The 20687-nt window shown below is 73.6% G+C and carries 18 protein-coding genes; all 18 read left to right on the top strand.

Annotated features, from left to right (window positions below):
* Nucleotides 1-21 precede the first annotated feature (21 nt).
* The gene (locus CMN_RS08670) at nt 22-2100 is read left to right on the top strand and encodes a primosomal protein N' (protein ID WP_015490445.1); all 2079 of its coding nucleotides are present in this window, start codon (nt 22-24) and stop codon (nt 2098-2100) included.
* Between the two features lie 91 nt (nt 2101-2191).
* Nucleotides 2192-3109 carry a methionyl-tRNA formyltransferase gene (gene fmt / locus CMN_RS08665; RefSeq protein ID WP_015490444.1) on the top strand — a complete coding sequence of 306 codons (918 nt, stop codon included), beginning with the start codon at nt 2192-2194 and terminating at the stop codon, nt 3107-3109.
* On the top strand, nt 3106-4587 hold the full coding sequence (locus CMN_RS08660; RefSeq protein ID WP_015490443.1) for an RsmB/NOP family class I SAM-dependent RNA methyltransferase: 1482 nt from the start codon (nt 3106-3108) through the stop codon (nt 4585-4587). Before fmt ends, CMN_RS08660 begins: the two co-directional genes overlap by 4 nt.
* Nucleotides 4588-4597: 10 nt before the next feature.
* Complete coding sequence (gene rpe, locus CMN_RS08655; RefSeq protein ID WP_015490442.1) at nt 4598-5266, top strand: ribulose-phosphate 3-epimerase; 669 nt, start codon at nt 4598-4600, stop codon at nt 5264-5266.
* Nucleotides 5267-5300: 34 nt separating this feature from the next.
* A complete protein-coding gene (locus CMN_RS08650) occupies nt 5301-5669 on the top strand; it encodes an FKBP-type peptidyl-prolyl cis-trans isomerase (protein WP_015490441.1) in 369 nt (122 codons plus the stop codon).
* Nucleotides 5670-5777: 108 nt separating this feature from the next.
* Nucleotides 5778-6041: a phosphoribosyl-ATP diphosphatase gene (locus CMN_RS08645; RefSeq protein WP_015490440.1), complete on the top strand. Its 264-nt coding sequence runs from the start codon at nt 5778-5780 to the stop codon at nt 6039-6041.
* Nucleotides 6042-6089: 48 nt separating this feature from the next.
* Nucleotides 6090-6929, top strand: coding sequence for an ATP phosphoribosyltransferase (hisG, locus tag CMN_RS08640; protein WP_015490439.1), 840 nt, complete (start codon nt 6090-6092; stop codon nt 6927-6929).
* Between the two features lie 2 nt (nt 6930-6931).
* Nucleotides 6932-7729 carry an imidazole glycerol phosphate synthase subunit HisF gene (hisF, locus tag CMN_RS08635; RefSeq protein ID WP_015490438.1) on the top strand — a complete coding sequence of 266 codons (798 nt, stop codon included), beginning with the start codon at nt 6932-6934 and terminating at the stop codon, nt 7727-7729.
* Complete coding sequence (hisI, locus tag CMN_RS08630; RefSeq protein WP_015490437.1) at nt 7726-8124, top strand: phosphoribosyl-AMP cyclohydrolase; 399 nt, start codon at nt 7726-7728, stop codon at nt 8122-8124. The genes hisF and hisI overlap by 4 nt, the downstream gene beginning before the upstream one ends.
* Entirely contained in the window at nt 8121-9680 is a 1560-nt protein-coding gene (locus CMN_RS08625; protein WP_015490436.1) for an anthranilate synthase component I, read from the top strand. Before hisI ends, CMN_RS08625 begins: the two co-directional genes overlap by 4 nt.
* Entirely contained in the window at nt 9680-10318 is a 639-nt protein-coding gene (locus tag CMN_RS08620) for a Trp biosynthesis-associated membrane protein (protein ID WP_015490435.1), read from the top strand. The genes CMN_RS08625 and CMN_RS08620 overlap by 1 nt, the downstream gene beginning before the upstream one ends.
* A 103-nt stretch (nt 10319-10421) precedes the next feature.
* Complete coding sequence (locus CMN_RS08615; RefSeq protein WP_015490434.1) at nt 10422-10661, top strand: DUF6704 family protein; 240 nt, start codon at nt 10422-10424, stop codon at nt 10659-10661.
* Entirely contained in the window at nt 10662-11438 is a 777-nt protein-coding gene (gene trpC / locus CMN_RS08610; RefSeq protein WP_015490433.1) for an indole-3-glycerol phosphate synthase TrpC, read from the top strand.
* On the top strand, nt 11435-12649 hold the full coding sequence (gene trpB, locus CMN_RS08605; protein WP_015490432.1) for a tryptophan synthase subunit beta: 1215 nt from the start codon (nt 11435-11437) through the stop codon (nt 12647-12649). The genes trpC and trpB overlap by 4 nt, the downstream gene beginning before the upstream one ends.
* Nucleotides 12646-13464: a tryptophan synthase subunit alpha gene (gene trpA, locus CMN_RS08600; protein ID WP_015490431.1), complete on the top strand. Its 819-nt coding sequence runs from the start codon at nt 12646-12648 to the stop codon at nt 13462-13464. The genes trpB and trpA overlap by 4 nt, the downstream gene beginning before the upstream one ends.
* A 71-nt stretch (nt 13465-13535) precedes the next feature.
* On the top strand, nt 13536-14558 hold the full coding sequence (lgt, locus tag CMN_RS08595) for a prolipoprotein diacylglyceryl transferase (protein ID WP_015490430.1): 1023 nt from the start codon (nt 13536-13538) through the stop codon (nt 14556-14558).
* Between the two features lie 103 nt (nt 14559-14661).
* Entirely contained in the window at nt 14662-19233 is a 4572-nt protein-coding gene (gltB, locus tag CMN_RS08590) for a glutamate synthase large subunit (RefSeq protein WP_015490429.1), read from the top strand.
* The gene (locus tag CMN_RS08585; RefSeq protein ID WP_015490428.1) at nt 19226-20683 is read left to right on the top strand and encodes a glutamate synthase subunit beta; all 1458 of its coding nucleotides are present in this window, start codon (nt 19226-19228) and stop codon (nt 20681-20683) included. Before gltB ends, CMN_RS08585 begins: the two co-directional genes overlap by 8 nt.
* The last annotated feature ends 4 nt before the right edge of the window (nt 20684-20687 follow it).

Here is a 20687-nt window from a genome sequence, read left to right as displayed (position 1 = left end):
CGGCATGACCGGGGGCGCCGGGTGACCGCGGGGGATCCGTCCGGCGTGCCCACGGCAGGGGCTGCCGCGGACGCCACGACATCCGGCTCCGCCGACGCACGCCCCCCCGTCGTGCGCGTCATGGTCGACTCCCCGCTGCCGCAGCTGGACCGGCTGTTCGACTACGCCGTGCCCGAGGCGCTCCGGGACACATGCGTGCCCGGCGTCCGCGTGCGCGTGCCGCTGCGCTCGGCGGGTCGGGTCGCCGACGGCTACGTCGTAGAGGTCGGCGACGGCGGGGGCTACGACGGCGCGCTCAGCGAGGTCGAGCAGGTCGTGTCCGCGCTGCCCGTGCTGCGCCCGGAGATCTGGACGCTCGCGCGGGAGGTCGCCGACCGGCAGGCCGGGACCGCGTCCGACGTGATCCGGCTGGCCGTGCCGCCGCGCCAGGTGCGCGTCGAGAAGGCGCACCTCGCGGCCCTCGCGGCCGTGGCGGACGCGGACGCGGCGTCCCCCGCCGATCCCGCGGCTCCCGTCGTCGACCCCGCCGCGCTCCCGGTGATCGACGGCTACGCGCCCGGCACGCTCGACGCGGCGGTCGACGGATCCGGTCGCGTGGCCGTCGACGCGATCCCCGAGGTCGTCGAGCTGCCCGGCGGCCTCTGGGCCGGACGCTGGGCCGTCACGCTCGCGCAGGCCGCCGCGCGCGTGCTCGCGTCGGGCCGCAGCAGCGTGCTCGTTGTGCCCGACTACCGCGACCAGGACCAGCTGGAGGCGGCCCTCGCCGCGCACGCCCCCACCGGCTCCGTCCTGCGCACCGACGCGCGCCAGTCCGGCCCCGACCGCTACCGCTCCTTCCTCGCGGGCCTCGGCGACGTGCCCCGCATCGTCGTCGGCAACCGCTCGGCCGTGTACGCGCCCGCGCCGAGCCTCGGCCTCGTCGCGATGTGGGACGAGGGCGACCCGCTGCACGCCGAGCCGCTCAGCCCGTACGCGCACGCCCGCGACGTCGCTCTCCTGCGCAGCCGCCAGCAGGGCACCGCGCTCGTGCTGCTCGCGCACTCCCGGAGCACGGAGGTCGAGCGGCTCGTCGCGATCGGCTACCTCACGAGCGTCGCTCCCGCCACGAACCGCACCCCGCGGGTGATCCCGACCACCTCGCAGACGGGCGACGAGGGCTTCGCCCGGCAGGCCAGGATCCCGTCGGGCGCGTGGCGCGCGGCGAAGGACGCCGTCGAGCACGGGCCGGTCCTCATCCAGGTCGCGCGCCCCGGCTACGCGCCCCTCGTCGCCTGCCGCGCCTGCCGGCAGGCCGCCCGCTGCACCGTCTGCACGGGCCCGCTCGGCATGTCCACCGCCACGAGCACGCCGACCTGCGGCTGGTGCGGCCACCTCGCGGGCGATTGGCGCTGCGCGAACTGCGGATCCGACGAGCTGCGCCTCGTCACCATCGGCGCCGGCCGCACCGCGGAGGAGCTCGGCCGCGCGTTCCCCGGCGTGCAGGTGGTGCTGGCCGACGGCGAGCGCCACGTGCAGGAGGTCGACGCCGAGGCGCGGCTCGTCGTCGCCACGCGCGGGGCCGAGCCCGTCGCGGCCGGCGGCTACCGCGCGATCCTCCTGCTCGACGGGGAGCGGATGCTCGCGCGCGAGAGCCTGCGGGTGGGGGAGGACGTGCTCCGCCAGTGGTCCAACGCGGCCGCCCTCGCCGCGCCGCGGGCGCCCGTGATGCTCGTGGGCGTCGGCGGCCAGGTCGCGCGCGCCCTCGCCACGTGGCAGCAGCCGCGGTACGCGCGCGAGGAGCTGCTCGAGCGCCGGGCGCTGCGCTTCCCGCCGGCCGTGCGCGCCGCGAGCGTCGAGGGGCTGCCGGACGCGGTCGGCCAGGCGGTGGAGCGGCTCGCGGGGATCGAGGGGGTCGACGTCCTCGGCCCGGTGCCCACCGAGCAGGGCCGCGTGCGCGCGATCGTCCGCCTCGACTACGCGAGCGGCCCGGACACGGCGCGCGAGCTGCGTGCGGCGGTCGTGAGGAATGCCTCCAGCCGCCGCAAGCCCGTCGCGGGCCGCACCGGGTTCCGGCCCACGGTCCCGCTCCGTGTACGGTTCGACGACACGGGGCTGTTCTGATCCGCGGACGCCGCGCCGACCGCGGTCGCGGTCCGACCGCGCTCCCCGCAGCCACCGCCCGCCCTGCTCGCCGTCCCCGGAATGGATCCGCATGAGACTCGTCTTCGCCGGCACGCCCCGCGCGGCCGTCCCGTCGCTCGTCCGCCTGCACGCCTCGGGCCACGAGGTCGCGCTCGTCGTCACGCGCGCCGACGCGCCCACCGGCCGCAAGCGCGTGCTCACGCCGTCGCCGGTCGCGTCGGAGGCCGAGCGGCTGGGCATCCCGACGCTCCGCACCAACCGCCTGGACGACGACGCGACCGCCCGCATCGTCGCCCTCGGCGCCGACCTCGGGGTCATCGTCGCCTACGGCGGCCTCGTGCGCGAGCCGCTCCTCTCGACGCCCGCGCAGGGCTGGATCAACCTGCACTTCTCCCTGCTGCCCCGCTGGCGGGGAGCGGCTCCCGTGCAGCGCTCGATCATGGCGGGCGAGACCGTCACCGGCGCCAGCGTCTTCCAGCTGGAGCGGGGCATGGACACCGGTCCCGTCTTCGCGCGGGAGGAGCGGCCCACGAGGGCGCACGAGACCGCGGGGGACGTGCTGCACGCGCTCGCGATGCAGGGCGCCGACCTCCTCGTGCGCACGGTCGACGGGATCGCCGCGGGCAGCGCCGTCGCGCGCCCCCAGGAGGGCGAGCCCACGCTCGCGCCCAAGACCACCATCGACGACGGCCGGATCGACTGGGCGCGCCCGTCGCACGCCGTGCTCGCGCAGATCCGCGGCGTGACGCCGGAGCCCGGCGCGTTCACCTCGGTGGACGACGTGCGCGTCAAGGTCCACCGGGCAGCCGAGCTGCACGACGCCGCCCCGCTGGATCCCGGGAGCATCCGGTCCGTCGGCGGCGTCGTCGCCGTCGGCACCGCCAGCCACCCCGTCGAGCTCATCCAGGTGCAGCCCGCCGGCAAGCGCCCCATGCCCGCCGCCGACTGGTGGCGCGGCGTCACGACGGAGGACGTCACCGCACGATGAACGACAGCACCGGTTCCCCCGCCCGCCGACCGGCCGGCCGCCGCCTCGCGGGAGGCGACCGCCGTCGAGCCGCCGACCGCGCCGAGGTCGGCAGCCCGTCGACCGTCAGCCCGGCGCGCCGCGTCGCCTACGAGGTCGTGAGCGCGGTCCGCGAGTCGGACGCCTACGCGAACCTGCTGCTGCCCGTCCGGATCCGCCGCGCGGCCCTCAGCGCCCAGGACGCGGCGCTCGCCACCGAGCTGGCCTACGGCACCCTGCGCATGTCCGGCTACTACGACCGCGTGATCGAGCTGGCCGCCGGCCGTCCCGTCATCGCGATCGACGCGCCCATCCTCGACGTGCTCCGCCTCTCGGTCCACCAGCTGCTGAGCATGCGCGTCGCCACGCACGCGGCCGTCAACGAGGGCGTCGACATGGCGCGCGCGGTCGGATCCCGCTCCGCCACGGGCTTCGTCAACGGCGTCCTCCGCACCATCACGCGCACGGAGCCCGACGGGTGGCGGCAGCGCGTGCTCGACAGCGCCGCGAGCGACGACGAGCGCCTCGCGCTCGAGCACTCCCACCCGCTGTGGGTGCTGCGCGCCCTCCGCCAGGCGCTCGCCCGCGAGGGCCGCGCCGACGAGCTCGAGGACCTGCTGCGCGCCGACAACGCCGCGCCCGCCGTGGGCCTCGTCGCGCTCCCGGGCCTCGCGACCGTCGAGGAGACCGGCGAGCAGCCGGCCGCGTTCTCGCCCGTGGGCGCCTACCTCGAGGGCGGCGACCCGATGGACGCCCCCGGCGTCGCCGAGGGCCGCGTCTGCGTCCAGGACGAGGGATCCCAGCTCGCCGCCCTCGCGCTCAGCCGCGCCCGCGCCGTCACCCCCGGCGAGCGCTGGCTCGACCTCTGCGCGGGTCCCGGCGGCAAGGCCGCTCTCCTCGCCGCCGAGGCGGGCCGCTCCGGCGCCCTGCTCACCGCGAACGAGCTCGTCCCCGCCCGCGCCGGTCTCGTCCGCGACGCCCTCCGGGCCGTCCCGGGCGACACCGAGGTGTGGGAGCTCGACGGCACGACCGTGGGGGAGACCCACCCGGGGGAGTTCGACCGGATCCTCCTCGACGCCCCCTGCAGCGGCCTCGGCGCCCTCCGCCGCCGGCCCGAGTCGCGCTGGCGGAAGACCCCGCGCGACGTCGCGGGCCTCGGCGCCCTCCAGGCCGGCCTCATCGACTCCGCGATCGGCGCTCTCGCGCCCGGCGGGATCCTCGCCTACGTCACGTGCTCGCCGCACCTCGCCGAGACCCGCGCCATCGTGCAGGCGGCGCTCCAGCGCCACGCGGACGTGACCGCGCTCGACACGCGCGCGGTGCTGCAGGAGGTGGCCGACGGCGACCTCGAGCTGCCGGACGCCGACCCCGACGCCGCGACCCGCGGATCCAGCGTGCAGCTCTGGCCGCACCGGCACGGCACGGACGCCATGTTCATCGCCCTGCTGACCCGCCGGTAGGGTCGGGAGCATGCCCGTCCGCATCGAACCGAGCATCCTGTCCGCCGACTTCGCGAACCTGGAGCGCGAGATCCAGCGCCTCGCGACCGCCGACCTCGTGCACGTCGACATCATGGACAACCACTTCGTCCCGAACCTCACGTTCGGGCTGCCGATGGTCGAGCGCCTCCAGCAGGTGACGTCCGTGCCGCTCGACATCCACCTGATGATCGACGACGTGGACCGCTGGGCGCCCGGCTACGCGGAGGCGGGCGCCGCGAGCGTCACCTTCCACGCGGAGGCCACGCGCGAGCCCGTCGCGCTCGCCCGGCGCCTGCGCGAGATCGGCGCGCGCGCCGGCATCGCGCTGAAGCCCGGCACGCCCGTCGACGACTACCTCGAGCTGCTGCCCGAGTTCGACCAGGTCCTCGTCATGACGGTCGAGCCCGGCTTCGGCGGCCAGTCCTTCATGCCCGAGACCATGCCCAAGCTCCGCGCCCTCCGCTCCCGCCTCCGCGAGTCCGGCCACGACGTCTGGCTCCAGGTCGACGGCGGCATCGACGTCGAGACCATCGGCCGCGCGGCCGAGGCCGGCGCCGACACCTTCGTCTCCGGATCCGGCGTGTTCCGCGGCGGCGACCCCGAGGCGGCCATCGCCGAGCTGCGCCTCGCGGCCGAGGCGCACACGCACGCGCACTGACGGGAGGCGCGCGCGGATCTGCTTGACTGGATCCATGACCGACACCACGAAGCCCGAGGTCGAGCCCGTCGACGGCCCGGCCCCCGCAGAGCTCACCATCTCCGACATCACCGTGGGCGACGGCCCCGAGGCCCAGCCCGGCGACACCGTCGACGTGCACTACCTCGGCGTCGACTTCGAGTCCGGCGAGGAGTTCGACTCCTCCTGGAGCCGCGGCCAGTCCGTGCGCTTCCCCCTCCGCAGCCTCATCGCCGGCTGGCAGCAGGGCATCCCCGGCATGAAGGTCGGCGGACGCCGCCAGCTCGTCGTCCCGCCGGAGCTCGCCTACGGCGCCGCGGGCGGCGGCCACCGCCTCTCCGGCCGCACGCTGATCTTCGTGATCGACCTGCAGGGCGTCGGCTAGCGAGCGTCCCCGCACGACCAGCACGACCACCGGGAGGCCGGGAGCGCATCGCTCCCGGCCTCCCGTCGTCGTGCCGGGGCGGCCGCGCGCGCCTGTACCCTGGAGCACGTGAAGACCTTCGATGACCTGTTCGGCGAGCTGACCCGGATCGCCGCCGAGCGGCCCGAGGGATCCGGCACCGTCCGCGAGCTGGACGGCGGCGTGCACGCGATCGGCAAGAAGGTCGTCGAGGAGGCCGCCGAGGTCTGGATGGCGGCCGAGCACGAGTCCGACGACCGCGCGGCCGAGGAGATCTCGCAGCTGCTGTACCACGTGCAGGTCATGATGATCGCGCGCGGCCTCTCCCTGGAGGATGTCGGCCGACATCTGTGACGCGCCCCGTCACCCGTGCCGCCCCCTCCATCGGAAGAAGTGATCCCCATGCTCCGTGTCGCCGTGCCCAACAAGGGCTCGCTCGCCGAGACCGCCGCCCAGATGCTCGCCGAGGCCGGGTACGCCGGCCGTCGTGACCCGAAGGAGCTCTACGTCCTCGACGCGCGCAACGACGTCGAGTTCTTCTACCTCCGCCCGCGCGACATCGCGACCTACGTCGGATCCGGCGCGCTGGACGTCGGCATCACCGGCCGCGACCTCCTCATCGACTCCGCGTCGGACGCGTCCGAGACCGCGGAGCTCGGCTTCGCGGGATCCACGTTCCGGTTCGCCGGCCCCGTCGGCCGCTTCGCCGACCTCCAGGACCTCGCGGGCGTCCGCATCGCCACCAGCTACCCCGTGCTCGTCGGCGGGTTCCTCCGCGAGCACGGCGTGGAGGCGCAGCTCATCCGCCTCGACGGCGCCGTCGAGTCGGCCATCCAGCTGGGCGTCGCCGACGCCATCGCCGACGTGGTCGAGACCGGCACGACGCTGCGGAAGGCCGGGCTCGAGATCTTCGGCCCCGTGATCCTCCGCTCGACCGCCGTGCTCATCTCCGGCGCCGAGGAGAAGCCGGGCGCCGCGACGCTGCTCCGCCGCCTCGAGGGCGTGCTCGTCGCGCGCCGCTACGTGCTGATGGACTATGACGTGCCGCTCGACCTGCTCGACGCCGCCACGGCCATCACGCCGGGCATCGAGTCGCCCACCATCTCGCCGCTGCAGGACCCCGCGTGGGTCGCCGTGCGCTCGATGGTGCCGCGCGACGACACAAACCAGATCATGGACCGCCTGCACGAGGTCGGCGCGCGCGCCATCCTCGTCAGCCCCATCCACGCCGCCCGGATCTGACCGTGGCATCCGCTGGATCCGCCGCCCCCGGCCCGGCCGCGCAGCTCGCGGTCCGCGTCATCCCGTGCCTCGACGTGGCCGCCGGCCGTGTCGTCAAGGGCGTCAACTTCCTCGACCTGCAGGACGCGGGCGACCCGGTCGAGCTCGCGCGGCTCTACTACGAGCAGGGCGCCGACGAGCTCACGTTCCTCGACGTCACGGCCACGGTCGAGGACCGCTCCACCATGTACGACGTCGTGAGCGCCACCGCAGAGCAGGTCTTCATCCCGCTGACGGTCGGTGGGGGAGTGCGCAGCGCCGACGACGTGGCCCGCCTGCTCGCGAGCGGCGCGGACAAGATCGGCGTCAACAGCGCGGCCATCGCCCGCCCCGACCTCGTGGGCGAGATCGCCGACCGGTTCGGTGCGCAGGTGTGCGTCCTCTCGCTCGACGTGACGCGCGGCGACACGGAGTCCGGCTTCGTCGTCACCACGCACGGCGGCCGCACGCGCACGACCATCGACGCGGTCGCCTGGGCCCGGGAGGCCGTCGAGCGCGGCGCGGGCGAGCTGCTCGTCAACTCCATCGACGCCGACGGCACGCGCGACGGCTTCGACCTCGAGCTCGTCGCCGCCATGCGCGCCGCCAGCCGCGTGCCCGTCATCGCCTCGGGCGGCGCGGGCGAGCTCGACCACTTCGCGCCCGCGATCGAGGCCGGCGCCGACGCCGTGCTCGCCGCGAGCGTCTTCCACTCCCGCCGGTTCACCATCGGCGACGTCAAGGGCGCCCTCCAGGACGCCGGTCAGGTGGTCCGACGATGAGCGCATCGGCGTCCGTCCCCGACGTGGACGGCATCCTCGCCCGCGCGTCCTTCGCCGACGACGGGCTGCTGCCCGCCGTGATCCAGCAGCACGACACGCGCGAGGTGCTCATGCTCGGCTACATGGACCGCGAGGCCCTCCGCCGCACGCTCACCACCGGCCGCGTCACCTTCTGGTCCCGCTCCCGGAGCGAGTACTGGCGGAAGGGCGACACGTCCGGGCACGGCCAGTACGTGCGCGACGCCGCCCTCGACTGCGACGGCGACACGGTCCTCGTCCAGGTCGACCAGGTAGGAGTGGCCTGCCACACCGGCACGCGCACCTGCTTCGACGCGGACCACCTCCACCCCGTCCCGGGCGCGCGCCCCGCCGCCGACGAAGGGCCCACCCCATGAGCGAGACCCCGCGCCCCGCCGCGCCGTCCGTCCCCGCACCCGGCACCACCACGCGGGAGGCGTTCCGCGACCTGGCCGCCGACCACCGTGTGATCCCCGTGCTCCGCGAGGTCTTCGCGGACGGCGAGACGCCCGTCGGCGTCCACCGCAAGCTCACCGCCGGCCGCCCGGGCAGCTTCCTGCTCGAGTCCGCCGGCCAGGGCGGCATCTGGACCCGTTTCTCGTTCGTCGGCGTCTCGTCCTTCGGCGTGCTGACGCAGCAGGGCGACGAGGCCCGCTGGCTCGACTACGGCATGGACGCGCGCCGCGCCCTCGGCGACGACGCGCCCGACGGCCCGCTCGCCGCCCTCGCCGCCCTCTACGCCCGCTGGGAGACGCCGCGGATCCCCGGCCTGCCCCCGCTCACGGGCGGTCTCGTCGGCTTCATCGGCTGGGAGGCCGTGCGCCAGATCGAGCGCCTGCCCGACCGCCCGCCGGCCGAGGTGCCCGTGCCCGGGCAGGCGCTCAGCTTCGTCTCCGAGCTCGCGGTGCTCGACCACCGCCGCGGCACCGTCACGCTCGTCGCCACCGCCCTCAATGACGGCGCCGACGACGCGGACGCCATGTGGGCCGACGCGCAGGCGCGCCTCGACCGCATGCAGGCCGACCTCGCCCGGCCGTCGGAGACGTTCCTCGCGGAGGTGGACCTCCAGGCGCAGCCGTCCGCGACGCTCCGCACCGAGCCCGCCGACTTCCACGCGGCCATCGCGCGCAGCAAGCACCACATCCACGAGGGCGACGTCTTCCAGGTCGTCGTCTCGCAGCGGTTCGACCAGCCCACCACGGCCGAGCCGATCGACGTCTACCGCATCCTGCGCGTGCTCAACCCGAGCCCGTACATGTACCTCCTCACGCTCGAGGACGCGGACGGGAAGCCGTACTCCATCGTCGGGTCATCGCCCGAGGCGCTCGTCACGGTCACCGACGACCACGTCTACATGCACCCGATCGCCGGGTCCCGCCCGCGCGGCGCGACCGTGGAGGAGGACGTCGCGCACGAGGAGTCGCTCCTCGCCGACCCGAAGGAGCGCGCCGAGCACCTCATGCTGGTGGACCTCGCCCGCAACGACATGCTCAAGGCGTGCGCCCCGGGATCGGTCGAGGTCACCGAGTTCATGCGCGTCGAGCGGTTCAGCCACATCATGCACCTGGTCAGCTCGGTCGAGGGCACGCTCCGGCCCGGCGTCTCGAGCATCGACGTCTTCCGCGCGACGTTCCCGGCCGGCACGCTCTCGGGTGCGCCGAAGCCGCGCGCGCTGCAGATCATCGACGAGCTCGAGCCCGCCCAGCGCGGCGTGTACGGGGGAGTGGTGGGCTACTTCGACTTCGCGGGCGACGCGGACCTCGCCATCGCGATCCGCACGGCCACCATCGTCGACGGCATCGCCCACGTCCAGGCCGGCGGCGGCATGGTCGCCGACTCCGACCCGGACGCCGAGTACCTCGAGACGCAGAACAAGGCCGCCGCCCCGCTGCGCGCGGTCGCCGTCGCCGAGGCCATGCGGCGCCTCCGCTGATGCGCGTCACCCGCCGCACGAAGTCCCTCGCTCTCCTGCTCGTCCTCGCGACGAGCGCCGCCACGTTCCTCGGCTGGTCGCAGGACTGGTCGACGCTCCGCATCGGCGGCCAGGCGCCGACGCTCGTGCCCGTGGCGGGCAGCGTCGCCGCCCCCGCGCTCAGCGCCCTCGCGCTCTCCAGCCTCGCCCTCGCCGGCGCGCTCGCCATCGCGGGCCGCGTGCTCCGCGTGGTGCTCGGGATCCTGCAGGCGCTCATCGGCGCGACGGTGGCGCTCACGGCGTTCGCCGCGACCGCGGGTCCCGTCCAGGCGGGCGAGGCCGCGGTCACGACCGTCACGGGCGTGGCGGGCTCGTCGGCCGTGGCGGAGCTCGTCGACGGGTGGGCCACGACCCCGTGGGGTCCGATCACGCTGGTCGCGGGCATCGCGTCGGCGCTGACGGGCCTCTTCGTCGCGGTCACGGGACCGCGCTGGCCCACCCGCCGGTCCCGGTACGACGCGCCCGACCAGTCGCCCGCCCGCCGGATCGTCCCGCGGGAGGACCCGGTGGCGGCCTGGGACAGCCTGAGCGGCGGCGCGGATCCCACCCGCCGCGAGGCGGGCGACGCGGACGAGACCCCGCCCGGCGCGGCCACGTGAGGGTCGACTGACGTCCCCGACCGCCCTCCCCAAGCCGACGGCCGCCCCGACGCCGCCGGGTAGACTCGATCCGTCCCGATCGCACGACCCCCGAGGAGCACGCATGTCCACAGAGTCCGCAGAACCCGGCCACGGCAACTCGCCGGCGGCCTGGACGGCTGTCGTCATCATGCTCGTCGCGTTCACCGTCGGCACCATCGCCTTCTGGTTCGCCATCGAGCCCGTCGTGTGGGCATCGGCGGTCCTCGCCATCCTCGGCTGGATCACCGGCGGCGTCATGAAGAAGCTGGGGTTCGGCGTCGGCGGGCACCGCACCGTCACGCACGCGAAGGCGCACTCCTAGATGCTGGGCGACCTCCTCGCCGGCGCCCTCGAGGACGCGGCCGCACGCCGCGAGACCCGTCCGCTCGCCCAGGTCGAGGCCGAGGCGCTCGCGCGTCCCGCCGCCCTCGACGCGCTCAGCGCGCTCGCGCCCGCGGACCGCGTGAAGATCATCGCCGAGGTCAAGCGCTCGAGCCCGTCGCGCGGCGCCCTCGCCGAGATCCCCGATCCCGCGCTCCTCGCGTCCCGCTACGAGACCGGCGGCGCCAGCGCCATCAGCGTCCTCACCGAGGGCCGCAAGTTCCGCGGTTCGCTGCAGGACCTCGAGCAGGTTCGCGACACCGTCTCCATCCCCGTGCTCCGCAAGGACTTCATCGGCGAGCCGTACCAGGTGCTCGAGGCCCGAGCGTCCGGCGCCGACCTCGTCCTCCTCATCGTCGCCGCGCTCGACCAGAAGACCCTCGTCGAACTGCACGCGCTCGTGAGCGAGCTCGGCATGACCGCGCTCGTCGAGACGCACTCGGCCGAGGAGGTGTCCCGCGCGCTCGACCTCGGCGCGCAGGTCGTCGGCGTCAACGCCCGCAACCTCACCACCTTCGAGCTCGACCGCGACCTCTTCGGCAGCCTGGCCGACTCCATCCCCGCGGGGGTCGTGCGCATCGCCGAGTCCGCGGTGAAGACCGCCGACGACGTCGCGCACTACCGCCGCGCGGGCGCCGACGTCGTCCTGGTGGGCGAGGCGCTCGTCACGGGCGATCCCGTCCGCACGCTCTCCGAGTTCCTGGACATCCGCACATGACCGACCTGCGCAGCGTCACCGGCCCGTACTTCGGCGAGTTCGGCGGCCGCTACGTCCCGGAGTCCCTCGTCGCCGCCCTCGACGAGCTGTCGGCGGCGTGGGAGGAGCTCAAGGTCGACCCCGCCTTCATCGAGGAGCTCCGCGAGCTGCACCGCAGCTACACGGGCCGCCCGTCGCTCATCACGGAGGTGCCGCGGTTCGCCGAACACGCCGGGGGCGCGCGCATCATCCTCAAGCGCGAGGACCTCAACCACACCGGCTCGCACAAGATCAACAACGTGCTGGGCCAGGCGCTCCTCACGAAGAAGATCGGCAAGAAGCGCATCATCGCGGAGACGGGCGCGGGCCAGCACGGCGTCGCGACGGCCACCGCGGCCGCGCTCTTCGGCCTCGACTGCGTCATCTACATGGGCGAGGTCGACACGGAGCGCCAGGCGCTGAACGTGGCGCGCATGCGCCTGCTCGGCGCCGAGGTCATCCCGGTCCGCTCGGGCTCGCGCACGCTCAAGGACGCCATCAACGACGCCATGCGCGACTGGGTCACCAACGTCGAGACCACGAACTACGTCTTCGGGACGGTCGCGGGACCGCACCCGTTCCCGGCCATGGTCCGGGACCTGCAGAAGGTCATCGGCGAGGAGGCGCGCGAGCAGGTCCTCGCGCTCACCGGCCGCCTGCCCGATGCCGTCGCGGCGTGCGTCGGCGGCGGATCCAACGCCATCGGCATCTTCCACGCGTTCCTCGACGACGCCGACGTGGCCCTCTACGGCTTCGAGGCCGGCGGCGACGGCGCGGACACCCCGCGCACGGCCGCCACCATCACCAAGGGCCGCCCCGGCATGCTGCACGGCGCGCGCAGCTACCTCCTCCAGGACGAGGACGGCCAGACCATAGACTCGCACTCGATCTCCGCCGGCCTCGACTATCCGGGCGTCGGCCCGGAGCACTCGTGGCTGTCGGACCTGGGTCGCGCGTCGTACCGTCCCGTCACGGACGACCAGGCCATGAGCGCGCTCCGCCTGCTCAGCCGCACCGAGGGCATCATCCCGGCCATCGAGTCGGCGCACGCCCTCGCCGGCGCGCTCGAGCTCGGCGAGGAGCTCGGCCCGGAGTCGATCATCCTCGTCAACCTCAGCGGCCGCGGCGACAAGGACATGGAGACCGCGGGCAGGTACTTCGACCTCATCGACGCCGGGGCGGAGCAGTCGTGACCGCGGCCGCGCACGCCGCCGCGCCCACCGGCAGTCCCGTCGAGCGCACCATCGCGCTCCGCCGCGAGCAGGGATCGGGCGCCCTCGTCGGCTACCTGCCCGTCGGCTTCCCCGACGTCGCCACGAGCATCGAGGCGGCCGTCGCGCTCGTCGAGAACGGCGTCGACGTCATCGAGCTCGGCCTGCCCTACAGCGACCCCGTCATGGACGGCCCCGTCATCCAGCGCGCCACGCAGACGGCCCTCGCGCAGGGCTTCCGGCTCCGGGACGGCTTCGACGCGCTGCACGCGATCACGCAGCGCGTCGACGCCCCCGTCCTCCTCATGACCTACTGGAACCCCGTCGTGCAGTACGGCGTGGAGCGCTTCGCGGACGACATCCTCGCCGCGGGCGGTGCCGGCCTCATCACGCCGGACCTCATCCCGGACGAGGGCGCCGACTGGCTCGCCGCGTCCGAGCGCACGGGCCTCGACCGCGTGTTCCTCGCGGCGCCGTCCTCCAGCGAGGCCCGCCTGCACCAGGCGGTCGAGCGCAGCCGCGGGTTCGTCTACGCGGTCTCCACGATGGGCATCACGGGAGCGCGGCAGGACGTCGACCAGGCCGCGCGCGGGCTCGTGTCGCGCCTGCGCGACGCCGGCTCCACGAGCGCCTGCGTGGGCATCGGCATCTCCACCGGCGACCAGGTGCGCGAGGTGCTCGACTACGCCGACGGCGCCATCGTCGGGTCCGCCCTCGTCGCGGCCCTCGCCGACGGCGGCGTGCCCGGGGTCGCCCGCGCCGCGGCCGATCTCGCGCGGGGAACCGCGCTACAGTAGCCCCCGGCCCGCGGTCCCGCCGCGCCCGCCGAATCCCCTGCGAAAGTGAGCGCCATCCGTTGTTCGACCCGATGAGCATCCCCAGCCCGGATCCGTCCGACACCCGGTTCGACGTCACGGCGTGGCTCCAGGGCCTCGGCATCGACCTGCCGCTCACCTTCGTGATCCACGCGTACGCCGTGTGCATCCTCATCGGCATCGTCATCGCCGCGTTCGTCACGAACCACCGGCTCACCAAGCGCGGGGCGGAGAGCTGGGTCACCATCGACTTCACGCTGTGCGCGCTCGTCCTCGGCATCGTCGGCGCCCGCGCGTTCCACGTGCTCACCCACCCCGGCGACTACTTCTACGACGGCGCGAACCTGTGGCGCGTGCTCTACGTGTGGGAGGGCGGCATCGCCATCTTCGGCGCCCTCATCGGAGGTGCCGTGGGCGTGTGGCTCGGCTCCAAGTGGACGGGCGTCCGCTTCTGGACCTTCGCCGACGCGCTGGCCCCCGGCCTCCTCCTCGCCCAGGCCGCGGGCCGCATGGGCAACTACTTCAACCAGGAGCTGTTCGGCACGCCCACCACGCTGCCGTGGGGCCTCGAGGTCGACCCGACCAACGCCGCGTTCCCGGCCGGCCTCCCGGCCGGCACGCTGTTCCACCCCACGTTCCTCTACGAGATCGTGTGGAACGTCGCGGGGGCGCTGCTCATCATCCTGCTCGGCCGCGCCGTCCGCCTCCAATGGGGCCGCGGCCTCGCCGTGTACCTCATGTGGTACGGCCTCGGGCGCATGGTCTTCGAGTCGATCCGCATCGACCCCAGCGAGATCTTCTTCGGTGTCCGCACCAACGTCTGGGCGGCGTTCCTCGCCGTCGCGGTCGGCTTCGTGCTCTTCCTCGTCCAGACCCGGCGCCACGTCGGCAGCGAGCCGAGCCCGTACCTGCCCGGCCGCACCCCGGAGGACGTGAGCGCCCGCGCGAAGGCGGGCCGCGACGGCGAGGTAGCATCGGTGTACACGGATTCGGATTTCGCCGACGTCGACGACGATCGGGCATCCACCGGGTCGGACTCCCACGCTCTCCCCGCCACAAGCGGACGCGGCGCCTAGTCCCCAGCGCGGGCACCCCCGCGGTCACCGCCTCCTCCCCCGCGAGGCGGTCCCCACCACAGGGCCAGCGACGTCCCTCCGCAGTGCATCTAGGACGGTTCCCATGGCGTTCTCCTCCACCTCCCCTCCCGGCGGGTCGTTCCCCGCGAAGCAGGGCCTCTACGACCCGGCGTTCGAGAAGGACGCGTGCGGCCTGGCCATGGTGGCCACCCTGCGCGGCACCCCCGGCCACGACATCATCGTCAACGCGCTCGACGCGCTCCGGAACCTGGAGCACCGCGGCGCGATCGGATCCGACGCGGGCACGGGCGACGGCGCCGGCATCATGACGCAGGTCCCGGACGCCTTCCTCCGCGGGGTCGTCGGCTTCGAGCTGCCGGCCATGGGGGAGTACGCGGTCGGCATGGCCTTCCTGCCGACGGACGACGCCGAGCGCGAGGAGCTGCAGGCCGGCATCGAGCGCATCGCCGGCGACGAGCGCCTGCGCGTCCTCGGCTGGCGCGAGGTGCCGGTGGACCCGTCGCACCTCGGCAACCTGGCGCGGAAGGCCATGCCCGTCTTCCGTCAGCTGTTCCTCGCCTCCGACGCCGCGCGGCCCGAGGACCGCTCGTCGGGGCTCGAGCTCGACCGCCTGGCGTTCCGGCTGCGCAAGCGCGCGGAGCGGGAGCTCGGCGCGTACTTCATCTCGCTGTCCTCGCGCACCCTCGTCTACAAGGGCATGGTCACGACGCTCCAGCTGGAGCCCTTCTACCCCGACCTCTCCGACGAGCGCTTCGCCTCCAAGCTCGCCATCGTGCACTCACGGTACTCCACCAACACGTTCCCGTCGTGGCCGCTGGCGCAGCCGCTGCGGATGATGGCGCACAACGGCGAGATCAACACGGTCGCGGGCAACCGCAACTGGATGCGCGCCCGCCAGTCCCAGCTCGAGTCGGAGCTGCTCGGTGACCTCGCGCCCCTGCTGCCCATCGTGACGCCCGGCGCGAGCGACTCCGCCTCCTTCGACGAGGTCCTCGAGCTCCTCAGCCTCAGCGGCCGCAGCCTGCCGCACGCGATGATGATGATGGTCCCCGAGGCGTGGGAGAAGCAGACCGACATCGACCCGGTCCGCCGCGACTTCTACGAGTACCACTCCATGGTCATGGAGCCGTGGGACGGTCCGGCCGCCCTCACCTTCACCGACGGCACGCTCGTCGGCGCGACCCTCGACCGCAACGGCCTGCGCCCCGGCCGCTACCTCGTCACGCACGACGGCCTCGTGGTGCTCGGCAGCGAGATCGGCGTGCTCGAGATCGACCCCGCGCGCATCATGCGGAAGGGCCGCCTGCGCCCCGGGAAGATGTTCCTCGTCGACACCGAGGCCGGCCGCATCATCGAGGACGAGGAGATCAAGTCCGAGCTCGCCGCCAGCGCGCCCTGGGGGGAGTGGCTCCGGAACCGCATCCACCTGGCCGACCTGCCGGAGCGCGAGCACGTCGTGCACACCCCCGCGTCCGTCGTGCGGCGCCAGCGCACCTTCGGCTACACGGAGGAGGAGGTACGCATGCTCCTCACGCCCATGGCGAAGGTCGGCGCCGAGCCGCTCGGCGCCATGGGGTCGGACACGCCCATCGCGGTGCTCTCGCAGCGCCCGCGCCTGCTGTTCGACTACTTCACGCAGCAGTTCGCGCAGGTCACGAACCCGCCGCTCGACTCCATCCGCGAGGAGGTCGTCACCAGCCTCCGCCTCGGACTGGGTCCGCAGCGCAACCTGCTCGACGCCGGGCCCGAGCACACCAAGCAGGTCGTGCTCGACTTCCCTGTCATCGACAACGACGAGCTGGCCAAGGTCATCCACATCGACCACCGGCCGGGCAGCCGCACCACCACCATCGTGAGCGGCCTTTACCGCGTGGACGACGGGCCGCTCGCCATGCAGAAGCGCATCGACGCCATGTGCGACGAGGTCGACCGCGCCATCGCGCACGGCGCGCAGTTCATCGTCCTGTCGGACCGCGACTCGAACCGCGACCTCGCCCCCATCCCGTCGCTGCTCATGATCGCGGCGGTGCACCACCACCTCATCCGCAAGCAGACCCGCATGAAGGTCGGCATCGTGGTCGAGGCCGGAGACGTGCGCGAGGTGCACCACATCGCGCTGCTCATCGGCTACGGCGCCTCGGCGGTCAACCCGTACCTGGCGATGGAGTCCTGCGAGGACCTGGTCCGTAGCGGCATGCTCACGGGGGTGACGCCGGAGAAGGCCACGCGGAACCTCATCAAGGGGCTCGGCAAGGGCGTCCTGAAGATCATGTCCAAGATGGGCATCTCGACGGTGTCCTCCTACGCGGGCGCGCAGTGCTTCGAGGCCGTCGGCCTCTCGCAGCAGCTCGTGGACCAGTACTTCTCGGGCACCACGACGCGACTCGGCGGCGTCGGCATCGATGTCATCGCGGCGGAGAACGCCGCGCGCCACCGCAGCGCCTACCCGACGGACGGGGCCGTGCTCTCGCACGAGCGCCTCCAGACGGGCGGCGAGTACCAGTGGCGTCGCGACGGATCCCCCCACCTGTTCAACCCGGACACGATCTTCCGGCTGCAGCACGCCACGCGCACGCGACGGTACGACATCTTCCGCGAGTACACGTCGATGGTCGACGCGCAGTCGAAGGACCTGATGACCCTCCGCGGCATGTTCCGGCTGCGCACGGGCACGCGCCCGCCGGTGCCGCTCGACGAGGTGGAGCCCATCAGCGACATCGTGAAGCGCTTCTCCACGGGCGCGATGAGCTACGGATCCATCTCCGAGGAGGCGCACGAGACGCTGGCCATCGCGATGAACCGCCTGGGAGCCAAGTCGAACACGGGCGAGGGCGGCGAGAACGTCGAGCGCCTGCTCGACCCCGAGCGCCGCAGCTCCATCAAGCAGGTCGCGTCCGGGCGCTTCGGCGTCACGAGCATGTACCTCACGCACGCCGACGACATCCAGATCAAGCTCGCGCAGGGCGCCAAGCCCGGCGAGGGCGGCCAGCTGCCGCCCGGCAAGGTGTACCCGTGGGTGGCGCGCACGCGCCACGCGACCGCCGGCGTCGGCCTCATCTCGCCGCCGCCGCACCACGACATCTACTCGATCGAGGACCTCAAGCAGCTGATCTTCGACCTCAAGCGCGCGAACCCGTCCGCCCGGATCCACACGAAGCTCGTCAGCCAGTCGGGCATCGGCGCGGTGGCCGCGGGCGTGGCGAAGGCGCTGAGCGACGTGATCCTCGTCTCGGGCCACGACGGCGGCACCGGCGCGAGCCCCGTCAACTCGCTCAAGCACGCGGGCACCCCGTGGGAGCTGGGCCTCGCCGAGACGCAGCAGACCCTCCGCCTCAACGGCATGCGCGACCGCGTGGTCGTGCAGGTCGACGGGCAGATGAAGTCCGGCCGCGACGTCATCGTCGGCGCGCTGCTCGGCGCCGAGGAGTTCGGCTTCGCGACCGCGCCGCTCGTCGTGTCTGGCTGCATCATGATGCGCGTTTGCCACCTCGACACGTGCCCGGTCGGCGTCGCCACGCAGAACCCGGAGCTGCGCAAGCGCTTCCCCGGCAAGGCGGACCACGTCGTCAACTTCTTCGAGTTCATCGCGCAGGAGGTCCGCGAGCACCTGGCTGCCCTCGGCTACCGCTCGCTCGACGAGATCGTGGGCCGCAACGACCTGCTCGGCGTCGAGGACGCGGTGGACCACTGGAAGGCGTCGGGGCTCGACCTCACGCCGATCCTGGTCGGCCCGACCTTCGCGGACGACGAGCCGATGAAGCACGGCCGGTCGCAGGACCACGAGCTCGAGGCCCACTTCGACAACGAGCTCATCCGCCTCAGCCGCGACGTGCTCGACCACGGCGGCCGGGTCGAGATCGACCTGCCGGTGCGGAACACGGCGCGCGCGGTCGGCACGATGCTCGGCCACCTCGTCACGAAGGCGCACGGCGAGGACGGCCTCCCGACGGGATCCATCGACGTCACGCTCCGCGGGTCCGCCGGCCAGTCCTTCGGAGCGTTCATGCCGGCGGGCATCACGCTGCGCCTCGTCGGCGACAGCAACGACTACCTCGGCAAGGGCCTCTCGGGCGGCGACATCGTCGTGCGGCCCGATGAGAAGGCCGGCTTCCCCGCGGAGGAGAACGTCATCGCGGGCAACGTCATCGGCTACGGCGCGACGCAGGGGACCATGTTCATCCGCGGGATGGTGGGGGAGCGGTTCCTCGTGCGCAACTCCGGCGCCACGGCGGTCGTCGAGGCCGTGGGCGACCACGCGCTGGAGTACATGACCGGCGGGCTCGCGCTCGTCCTCGGCGGCACCGGCCGGAACATCGGCGCCGGCATGTCGGGCGGCACGGCGTACGTGATCGACCTCGACCGCGACCGCATCAACACCGACGCCCTCGCATCGGGCGAGCTCGAGCTGCACCCGCTCGGGAGCGCCGACGCCGAGATCGTGCTCGACCTCCTCCGCCGGCACCTCGCCGAGACCGGATCCACCGTGGCCGAGCGCCTGCTCGCCGACCCGGAGACCTCCATGGAACGCTTCACCAAGATCCTGCCGCGGGACTACGCGGCCGTCCTCGCCACCCGCCAGACCGCGGTCGACGAGGGCCTCGACCCCGACGGCGACGTCGCCTGGAAGCGCATCCTGGAGGTGACAGGTGGCTGACCCCAAGGGCTTCCTCAAGGTGACGGAGCGCGAGCTCCCCAAGCGCCGCCCCGTCTCGGTGCGGCTCATGGACTGGAAGGAGGTGTACGAGCAGCAGGAGCGCGGCGAGCTCGTGCGCCAGGCCGGCCGGTGCATGGACTGCGGCATCCCGTTCTGCCACCAGGGCTGCCCGCTCGGCAACCTCATCCCGGAGTGGAACGACCTCACGTGGCGCGGCGAGGGCCGCCAGGCCATCGAGCGACTGCACGCCACGAACAACTTCCCGGAGTTCACGGGACGGCTGTGCCCCGCGCCCTGCGAGAGCTCGTGCGTGCTCGGCATCAACCAGCCGCCCGTGACCATCAAGCAGGTCGAGGTGTCGATCATCGACGACGCCTTCCAGAACGGCTGGGTCCAGCCGCACCCGCCCGAGCGCCTCACGGGCAAGACCGTCGCGGTCGTGGGATCCGGTCCCGCCGGCCTCGCCGCCGCCCAGCAGCTCACGCGGGCCGGCCACACGGTCGCGGTGTTCGAGCGCGACGACCGCATCGGCGGCCTGCTGCGCTACGGGATCCCCGACTTCAAGATGGAGAAGCGCCACCTCGAGGCGCGCCTCGCGCAGATGACCGCCGAGGGCACCCGCTTCCGCGCGGGCGTGGACATCGGCACGGACATCACCTGGTCCGACCTGCGCCTGCGCTACGACGCGGTCGTGGTCTGCACGGGCGCGCTCGTGCCCCGCGACCTCGACATCCCGGGCCGCGACGTCGACGGGGTCCACTTCGCCATGGACTACCTGCGCCAGTCGAACCACGCGACGGCGGGCGACCAGGTGCCCGAGCAGATCCACGCGGAGGGCAAGCACGTCGTCGTCCTCGGCGGCGGCGACACGGGCGCCGACTGCATCGGCACCGCGCACCGCCAGAAGGCGGCCTCGGTCACCAACCTCGCCATCGGCCAGCAGCCGCCGTCGGAGCGACGCCCCGACCAGCCGTGGCCGACGTACCCGACGCTCTTCGAGGTGTCGAGCGCGCACGAGGAGGGCGGCGAGCGCCAGTACCTCGCCACCACGGTCGAGTTCCTGAAGGACGACGACGGTCACGTCCGCGCCGTCCGCGTCGCCGAGACGGAGTTCCGCGACGGCCGACGCGTGCCGAAGTCGGGCACCGAGCGCGAGATCCCCGCCGACCTCGTGCTCCTCGCGCTCGGCTTCACCGGCCCCGAGAAGGACGCCCTGGAGAGCCAGCTGGCGGTCCCGTTCGACGACCGCGGCAACGTCGCGCGCGGCGAGGACTACCAGACCGACCAGGCCGGCGTCTTCGTCGCGGGCGACGCGGGCCGCGGCCAGTCGCTCATCGTCTGGGCCATCGCGGAGGGACGTTCAGCGGCCTCCGCCGTCGACCGGTACCTTGAGGGGGACACGGAGCTCCCGTTCCCGGTCCGTCCCACGGACCGCGCTCTCTCCATCTGACCCG

It is taken from the genome of Clavibacter nebraskensis NCPPB 2581 (genome assembly GCF_000355695.1).
Classification (GTDB): domain Bacteria; phylum Actinomycetota; class Actinomycetes; order Actinomycetales; family Microbacteriaceae; genus Clavibacter; species Clavibacter nebraskensis.
This window is presented reverse-complemented; position numbering and strand designations above follow the sequence as displayed.